At 64.4% G+C, this 7,460-nt stretch carries 8 protein-coding genes and 4 pseudogenes; 4 read left to right on the top strand and 8 right to left on the bottom strand.

Going from position 1 to position 7,460, the window contains the following annotated elements:
* Nucleotides 1–362: pseudogene (locus tag VE759_RS19330) on the bottom strand (hypothetical protein); the annotation flags it as partial.
* Nucleotides 363–619: 257 nt separating this feature from the next.
* Between VE759_RS19330 and VE759_RS19325 the strand changes: the two are divergent.
* Entirely contained in the window at nt 620–1,561 is a 942-nt protein-coding gene (locus VE759_RS19325) for a class I SAM-dependent methyltransferase (protein ID WP_324935423.1), read from the top strand.
* On the opposite strand, the pseudogene VE759_RS19320 reads toward VE759_RS19325, so the two are convergent.
* A pseudogene (locus tag VE759_RS19320) lies at nt 1,561–1,806 on the bottom strand (nitroreductase); the annotation flags it as partial. The gene VE759_RS19325 and the pseudogene VE759_RS19320 overlap by 1 nt on opposite strands.
* Between VE759_RS19320 and VE759_RS19315 the strand changes: the two are divergent.
* The 3 genes and pseudogenes from VE759_RS19315 (at nt 1,806) to VE759_RS19305 (ending at nt 2,915) form a co-directional block, all read left to right on the top strand.
* Nucleotides 1,806–2,240, top strand: coding sequence for a sigma factor-like helix-turn-helix DNA-binding protein (locus VE759_RS19315; RefSeq protein ID WP_324935422.1), 435 nt, complete (start codon nt 1,806–1,808; stop codon nt 2,238–2,240). The pseudogene VE759_RS19320 and the gene VE759_RS19315 sit on opposite strands and share 1 nt — an antisense overlap.
* A gap of 93 nt (nt 2,241–2,333) precedes the next feature.
* A pseudogene (locus VE759_RS19310) lies at nt 2,334–2,468 on the top strand (short-chain dehydrogenase); the annotation flags it as partial.
* A gap of 24 nt (nt 2,469–2,492) precedes the next feature.
* The gene (locus VE759_RS19305) at nt 2,493–2,915 is read left to right on the top strand and encodes a cupin domain-containing protein (RefSeq protein WP_324935420.1); all 423 of its coding nucleotides are present in this window, start codon (nt 2,493–2,495) and stop codon (nt 2,913–2,915) included.
* A 152-nt stretch (nt 2,916–3,067) separates the two neighbouring features.
* On the opposite strand, the gene VE759_RS19300 is transcribed toward VE759_RS19305, so the two are convergent.
* From VE759_RS19300 to VE759_RS19275, 6 genes and pseudogenes are all read right to left on the bottom strand, one after another.
* Complete coding sequence (locus VE759_RS19300) at nt 3,068–3,835, bottom strand: SDR family oxidoreductase (protein ID WP_324935418.1); 768 nt, start codon at nt 3,833–3,835, stop codon at nt 3,068–3,070.
* 208 nt (nt 3,836–4,043) lie between these two features.
* Nucleotides 4,044–4,514: a cupin domain-containing protein gene (locus VE759_RS19295; RefSeq protein ID WP_324935425.1), complete on the bottom strand. Its 471-nt coding sequence runs from the start codon at nt 4,512–4,514 to the stop codon at nt 4,044–4,046.
* A gap of 114 nt (nt 4,515–4,628) precedes the next feature.
* Nucleotides 4,629–4,928: pseudogene (locus tag VE759_RS19290) on the bottom strand (cupin domain-containing protein); the annotation flags it as partial.
* A gap of 190 nt (nt 4,929–5,118) precedes the next feature.
* Nucleotides 5,119–5,592, bottom strand: a complete 474-nt coding sequence (locus VE759_RS19285; RefSeq protein ID WP_324935417.1) for a MarR family winged helix-turn-helix transcriptional regulator — start codon at nt 5,590–5,592, stop codon at nt 5,119–5,121.
* On the bottom strand, nt 5,589–6,284 hold the full coding sequence (locus tag VE759_RS19280; RefSeq protein ID WP_324935415.1) for a nitroreductase: 696 nt from the start codon (nt 6,282–6,284) through the stop codon (nt 5,589–5,591). The genes VE759_RS19285 and VE759_RS19280 overlap by 4 nt, the downstream gene beginning before the upstream one ends.
* Before the next feature lie 492 nt (nt 6,285–6,776).
* The coding region (locus tag VE759_RS19275) for an adenylate/guanylate cyclase domain-containing protein (protein WP_324935413.1) at nt 6,777–7,460 on the bottom strand (684 nt) is incomplete at its 5' end.

Here is a 7,460-nt window from a genome sequence, read left to right as displayed (position 1 = left end):
GTCAAATGGTCCTGGTACTTAGAAGTCAGGTCAAACCGGCCATTCTGTTGGGTTCCGAAAAACCAGGCCTCATCAGTCTTGCCGTCACACGCGTAGCCGACGACCTTGTCGCCGTCGAACGAGAGCGCCAGCGTCGTGGCGGCCTTGTCGCCCAAGGCCGGCAGCTGGGCAATAAAGTTGCCCGACGTCGGCCGTTGCGCGACGCTCGAGTTGGTCGGCGCGGCCGAACTGGGTGTCGCGGCCGTGCTGGCTGAACTCGTGTTGGCTGATTGCTTGCCTGTCCCGCAACCGGTGGCCGCGCCGAGGGCAACCATGGTAGCGGCGGCAAGGACGAATAGCCGGGTGTGCGTCGTCAGCCTCATGGCGCTACCTCCGTGTGCGATCTTGGCAGACGGTTTCGGTAGCTGCGGCAGAATCGGCCACCGGGTCGCTGTCGTCGACCCATTCGCGGCGCCGGTGGTGTCGGATTGCAGCCGTGTGATCTTGGAAGCATTAACGATTAATGGCGGTTAACTGCAATGCGGTTCTTGTGCGGCGTTGCGATCGTCGACGTCAAGGCGGCTCGGCTGCAAGGAACGATCGGCCGATGCCACTTGACCGAGCACACCAGAGGAACACGATGCCGCGAACCGATCATGACTCCTGGGAGATTACGGAAAGTGTGGGCGCTACCGCGCTTGGCGTGGCCGCCGCGCGCGCTGCCGAGACCGACAGCGAACGCCCCCTCTTTCGTGACCCTTTCGCGCGGGTTTTTCTCGACGCGGCTGGCCCGGGGATCTGGAATATGTTCGACAGCTCCGCATTGCCCGCCGAACTCGCTGACGTCGACCCCGACCTACCCGCGAGGATGCGAGCGTTGGGCGACTTGTTTGCCTGTCGCACGGCATTTATCGATGATTTTTTCCGTGCCGCGAGCGGTGCCGGACTGCGCCAGGTCGTGATCTTAGCCGCTGGCCTGGACGCCCGGGCTTGGCGGCTGGCCTGGCCCGCTGGCACCCGCGTGTACGAATTGGACCTACCCAAGGTGCTCGAATTCAAGTCCGACACGCTGCGCGCGCACGGCGCAAAGCCGACATCAGAGCGGATCGAAGTTCCGATCGACCTGCGTGAGGATTGGCCCGCCGCGCTGCGACATGGGGGATTCGACGCGGGCATACCTACGGCCTGGTCGGCCGAGGGGCTGTTGCGGTATCTACCGGCACAAGCTCAAGATCTGCTCTTCGAGCGCATTCAGGCACTCAGCTGCGTGGGCAGTCGAATTGCGGTCAACGCGCCAACCAGTGACGTCCTCGATCCTGAGCGCTTGGAGCGCGACCTTGAACAGGCGAAGCGCCTACAGACCGCAGCCGGCAGGCTCGGCAACACCGACGCGCCCGACATACACGAGCTGTGGTATGCCGAGGAGCGCACCGACGTCGGGCAGTGGCTGGACGAACACGGCTGGCGAGCGTCGATGACGAACTCGGATGAACTGCTGGCTCAGCATGGCCGCGGCGCTACGGGCAACGACATCGACACAGCGCCAACGAACGTTTTCATCTCGGCAGAACGTGTGCGATAGCGCAGCAGCAGCATGACCGTTTGCAGATACATCCCGAGGTCGGCCCATTGGGCCAGGCCCAGGTCGCGGTCGATGTAGCGCTCGTGGCCGAACGCGGATCGGCGTTCGCGGTATGGCGACTTCATTGCGGGCGGGTACATCACGTATTCCCGGTCGTCCCAGAGAACGCCGTTGGCCACCCGCTCGACGGCACGCTTCTTGAGTTCGGCCAGAGGCGGGCCGGTCACCACGTAGATGTTCCACGGTGTTTAACAAAGAAACCACAGCGGACTTCATGCTTCAGGGCCACGACGCAGGACACGCCGACGCTCAAGCAGCCCTGGCCAAACAGCGCCGCCCATGTGAAGTTCCTGTCGAGGGGATCACCGAGCGTGACCTGGCCGATAGTGCCGCACCCCTACCTGCAGGGCGGCGCTCTGCCGAGGCGGAAGTGCTGGATACGTTGCCCGACAACGAAATCAAGGCGGCGCTGGACGCTTTGCCGGACGGCTTCGGGGCGGCGGTGTACTACGCCGAAGTCCAGGGATACACCTACGCGGAGACCGCCTCGATTCTGGGCATCCCGCTGGGAACGGTAATGTCGCGGGTGTCGCGTGGCCGGCAGCGGCTGCGCATCGCATTGGCCCACGTCGCCGGCGATCGAGGCAACTTGGCAGCCGTCCAACAGCGCATAGCGTAACCGCGGAGGGTGCAATGGAGCTGACCAACCAGACAGCGTTGATCACCGGCGGAACCGCGGGCATCGGCCGCGCGTGCGCGCGGCTGCTGGCACATGAGGGGAGCCTCGGTCGCCCCGGGTCCAACCAAAACCGAAGGTGTAGAGGCGGTCCGCTTTCTCGCCTCGCCCCGCTCAAGTTTCATCACTGGCGCCACCCTGCACGCCGACGGCGGCGGCACCGCCATCTGAAACACAACCGAGGAGGAATGACCGATGTCGAAAAAGTTTGACGCCAATTGGGAGAACGCGTTTATGGTTGTGCAGGAAGTGCAGCCGCCGTTCATTCCGGAAGGCGCACACGCGATGACCGTTGTACTCGACTACCCGCCGGGCAGTGCGGGCGCCCCGCCACACCGGCATCCGGGTGGACCTGCATTCGGCTACGTGCTGGAGGGCGAGGTGCTGTTCGAACTCGAAGGCGAGCCGCCGCGAGTGGTCCGCGCCGGCGAGGCGTTCTGGGAGCCGGGCGGCGACGTCATCCACTACTCGGACGGCAACAACCGCGACGACATCAAAGTCCGTTACGTCGTCACAATGCTTTGCGCTCCGGGCCAACCCATGATTGTCCTCGTCGACGACGAAGAGTTGGAGCGTCGCAAGCACTTGCGCGTACCTGCTGAAGGAGCCGCGCCGTAATCCCTTGTACAGGAGTGGGTTCCGATGCTCCGCATCGACAAGATTCCCACTCAGAGCTTGCTGGGCTGATCCGGTGGATCGAATCGGAGACGCTGCTGCGGCCCAAGGATCAGCTCATCGACGAGGCGATCCGAGGGCACATCGAGCGGGTCCTAGCTTGTAGCGCTGGGTGTGCGAGAGGCCATCCAGTCGCTGAAGCGGGTGGGGAAGACGGTCACTTCTTCGCCGTCGACGGGGACGATGGTGCTGTCGTCGAGCACCGCACCGTAATAGCGGGCCGCGGCGTCGGTCACCACCTGGCGCGCATCGCCGGTTGCGGCAAACCGGATCCGGATGAAGTCGTCCATGCCGAGCTTTTCCGGGCCGGCGATATTAATAATCCCGTTGACCGGTTCGCCGGTCGCCGCGCGGGTGACGGCCGTGGCGACATCCGCGGCGGCAATGGGCTGGAACGCCCCGTGCGGCGCACGGATCGTGTCACCGTCGGTCATCGAATCGGCGATGCCGTCAACGAATTCGAAGAACTGAGTCGCCCGAACGATCGAATATGGAGATCCCGATTCCCCAATCAGCTTCTCCTGGGCGATCTTGGCCCGCATGTAACCACTTTCGCTTGCCCGGTCGGCACCGACGATCGACAGCGCGACATGGTGCTGCACGCCGGCGGCCCGCTCTGCGGCGAGCAGGTTGCGGGTAGAGGTGGTGAAGAAATTCAGCACGTCCTCGTCGGCCCAGGACGGCGAGTTGGACACGTCGACCACCGTGTGGGCATCGGCGAGGGCTTCGGCGAGGCCTTCTCCGGTGAGGGTGTTGACACCCGAGCGCGGCGAGGCGGAGACGGCCTCGTGGCCTAACTCGGTGAGCTGGGCGATGACCTGCGAGCCGATGAGTCCAGTGCCGCCGATGACTACGATCTTCATGAGCTTTACCTTTCGGGATCCCGCGATGAACGGATGACTCCAGTCTCGTCGCGCGGCTCGCGGTTTGAAACCCTTGGAAGTCCGTAGTCATACCAGGGGCACGGTGGTCACGTTCGGCAAGGTGATGAGCAGCGGGCTGCCGCGCCGCCCGACGACGCCCTGACCGATCCGGTGGCGCGGACCGAGTGGCAATCCCAGTTCGACGCCGTTATGCCGACGGGGGGCGCGAACTTGAAGACGACCTCGTTCGACCGGATGGACGACGCGGCGCATTTGACTCGGCCGGCACACGCAGGTGCTTGCGTGATTCCAGTTCCTCCGCGTCGACGAGGGTCAGCATGGGCTGGCCCGGAGCGCCGAGCATCGTGACTGTGTAGCGGCACCTCATGTCGTCACGGTTGTTGGCGTTCGAATAGTGGATAACGTCGCCGCCGGGTTCCCAGAACGCTTCGCCGGCTCGGATGACTCGCGGCGGCTCACCCTCTAACTCGAAGAGCATCTCGCCTTCGAGCATGTAACCGAAAGTTGGGCCTGAGTGGCGGTGCGGAGGGCAGCCCGCGCTGCCGGGCGGGTAATCAACGACAACCGTCATGGCATGGACGCCTTCCGGGATGAACGGCGGCCGCGCTTCCTGCAGGACTGTGAGCGCATTCTCCCATCCGTCATAGTTTTTCGACATCGCTGACTCTTCTCTCGGATTGTTTTCGGATGGCGCTATCACCATCGACGTGCGGGATGGCACTAATTCACGCATTGCGCTGTTCGACCGCGACACCAACGTCACGACGAAACGGCACGGTATGTCGTCGCGGTTGTTGGCATTTGTGTAATGCGTAACGTCGCCGCCGGGTTCCCAGAACGCTTCCCCGGCTCGGATGACTCGCGGCGGCTCGTCTTCCAGCTCGAACTGCAGCTCGCCTTCCAACATGTAATAGAAACTCGGGCCCGAGTGCCTGTGCGGCGGAAAACCCGCGCTGCCGGGTGGAAGGTCGGCGACAACGGTCTTGACTTCGGCGCCTTCCGGAATGAACGGCGGCCGCACGTCCTGCAGGACCGTCAGCGCGTTCTCCCAGCCGGCGTTGTCTTTCGACATAGATCGTTCCTTTCTCACGTTGTGTTTTCAGATGGCGGGGCCGCCGCCGTCGGCGTTCAGGGTGGTCCCGGCCTATGCGATGCGCCGTTCGACGACGGCGAAGTTGCCTCGATTGGCGGCGACGTCAGCCAGGGCGACGCGCCGCCGTTTCCGGCCGCGGGCTGGCGCGATATGACTGTGCCGTTGGCGCCTACTCTTCGGCGGTGAATCGGGTGAGCAGATCCTTGAGTTGTTCTGCCTCGCCGGGCTCCAACACGGAAATCAGGCGCTCAGCCAGTGGCGCTGCGGCCACGTGAGCGGCGTCGAAAAGCTCCAGGCCCTTAGGGGTGATCTCGACCGCCCGCACCCGCCGATCCCCCGGAACGGACTTTCGCACCGCCAGCCCTTTGCGCTCCAGGTCGTCGACGACCCGCATGATGCCCGCCTTGTCTGAGCCCGTCACCTCGACCAAGTCCCGCTGCTCCGTGGGCCCGCGGTTTACCAGGACGAGCAGTACGGCGAAATGTCGCAACTCGATGCCGAGCGGCCGAAGCGCCTCCGACATGACCGCGGCCGCGCGCCAGTGCGCTCGGCGCAGCAGCAACCCAAGAGCGAAAGGCGACGGATCTCCGGGGCGGTCGGTCGCGCGGGGGGCGATTGGTCGCTGCGGAGCGTCGGCAGTCATGAAGCGACCTCGCTGGAAGCGAGTACCTCGTCGTCGACGAACGTGACTGTCTCGTCGAGCGGTGCCCTGCCCGTACGGATATAACTGACCGTGGGGTCCTCGTACCCGATAGACATGCCGCAGAAGAGGATCAGCCCATCCGGGGGTGACACGATATCCTCGACCGTCTTGCGAACCTGTGACCACGCCATCTGTGGACAGCTGTGTAGCCCCTCCGCACGCAGCAGCAGCATGACCGTTTGCAGATACATCCCCAGGTCGGCCCATTGGGCCGGGCCCAGGTCACGATCGATGTAGACGAACAGCGCGGCGGGCGCGCCGAAACAGTCCCAGTTGGCGATGGCAGCCCGCTGGCGGGCCTCAGTGTCCTCGCGCGCGACGCCGAGTGCGCCGTAGCGCTCCTTGCCGAAGGCGGATCGGCGCTCGCGGTACGGGGACTTCATCGCGGGCGGGTACATCTCGTACTCCCGCTCGTCCCATGGGTCGCCGTTGGCCACGCGCTCGACGGCGCGCTTCTTGAGCTCGGCCAGCCGCGCGCCGGTCACCACGTAGGTGTTCCACGGCTGGATGTTCGATCCGGACGGCGACCACGCCGCGGCGGACAGCACCCGCTCCAGCACCTCCCGCGGCACAGGCCGGTCGGTGAATCCGCGCACCGCCCGTCGGCTGGTAACCGCCTCATATACGTCCATGATCGCCTACCTTGTCATCCGTTACATTCCTAACTGTATCATTCAATACTATTTCAATCGATACTATTCCTTGGCCTCGATGGTGCGGGCTCTTGCCCGGGGCGAAACCCCGTACGGACCGATGAACGGAGATGGAAACGCACCACATGGTTGCCGACAAAGCGAAGGCCCCGCTCCTCAGCGGATACGGGGCCCTTGCTGGCCCGTAGCCCTCGACTTGCGCGAAGGGAACACATCAAGGGCCCAAGAGCATGGTGTAAAAGCAGACGGTTGAGTACTCCACCCCTCGACACCTCCGACAGCGACGCGCCGGATCAACGGCACGTGCAACAAAAGGAAACTCCCCCGGCTCCTGGCCGGGGGTGCTCCGTTTCAACTCCTAGTGCATGTGCCCGTGCTCGGCCGCTTCCTCCGGCTTGTCCACCACGGCGGTCTCGGTGGTTCAAGATGTACCAATGTCCACCGACCACCGGTTGGCACGCGTTAGGCAATTCAGCCGAGGCGATGGAAACGAGTCTCAGCAGGGTCTAGCCCGAAGACCTTTACAGCGGCTGACTTACCTTTTAGTGCGTGCGATCCCCGGTCGGTGAGTCCGAGCGGTCGAGAAACCAAGGCGTCGACCGTCTGGTGGGTGAGAAGGATTGCATCACCGGTGGTCTTGGTGAGCTGCTCGACGCGGGCGGCGACGTTGACGGTGTCACCGATCAGGGTGAACTCGAGCTTGCCTCCCCCGCCGATCGTGCCGGCGATCACCACACCGGTGTTGACGCCGATGCCGACCCGCAGTGTGCCGCCGAACCTTTCGGCGACCAGGCGGTGAATCACAACGGCAGCGCTCACCGCGGCCTCGGCGTGATCGGCGAGGTCGTTGGGGGCGCCGAAGACGGCCAGTGCCCCGTCGCCGAGGAACTTGTTGACGTGCCCACCGGCGTCGACGACGGCAGGCACAACGATCTCGAACAGGGTGTTGAGCCGGGCAACAGTGTCCTCGGCGGTGTTGGCCTCGGCGAACGGCGTGAAATCGCGGACGTCGACGAACATCACGCTCACCTGGCGGCGTTCACCGGTGAACACGTCGTCACCCTGCTCAAGTAGCCGCGCCGCAAGGATTGGGTCGACGTAGGTGCCGAACGCTGCTTGAAGTCGTTGCCGCTCAGCCAATCCCGCTTGCATGCG

This window comes from Mycobacterium sp. (genome assembly GCF_035640695.1).
GTDB lineage: Bacteria > Actinomycetota > Actinomycetes > Mycobacteriales > Mycobacteriaceae > Mycobacterium.
Note: the sequence above shows the minus strand (reverse complement) of the source record. Positions and strands in the feature narration are given on the sequence as shown.

What these genes read in the sequence shown, in the direction of transcription:
- VE759_RS19295 (WP_324935425.1), bottom strand. Translation starts at nt 4,514, where the DNA reads ATGTCGAAAAACTATGACGGATGGGAGAATGCGCTCACAGTCCTGCAG.
- VE759_RS19300 (WP_324935418.1), bottom strand. Translation starts at nt 3,835, where the DNA reads ATGAAGATCGTAGTCATCGGCGGCACTGGACTCATCGGCTCGCAGGTC.
- VE759_RS19285 (WP_324935417.1), bottom strand. Translation starts at nt 5,592, where the DNA reads ATGACTGCCGACGCTCCGCAGCGACCAATCGCCCCCCGCGCGACCGAC.
- VE759_RS19325 (WP_324935423.1), top strand. Translation starts at nt 620, where the DNA reads ATGCCGCGAACCGATCATGACTCCTGGGAGATTACGGAAAGTGTGGGC.
- VE759_RS19280 (WP_324935415.1), bottom strand. Translation starts at nt 6,284, where the DNA reads ATGGACGTATATGAGGCGGTTACCAGCCGACGGGCGGTGCGCGGATTC.
- VE759_RS19305 (WP_324935420.1), top strand. Translation starts at nt 2,493, where the DNA reads ATGTCGAAAAAGTTTGACGCCAATTGGGAGAACGCGTTTATGGTTGTG.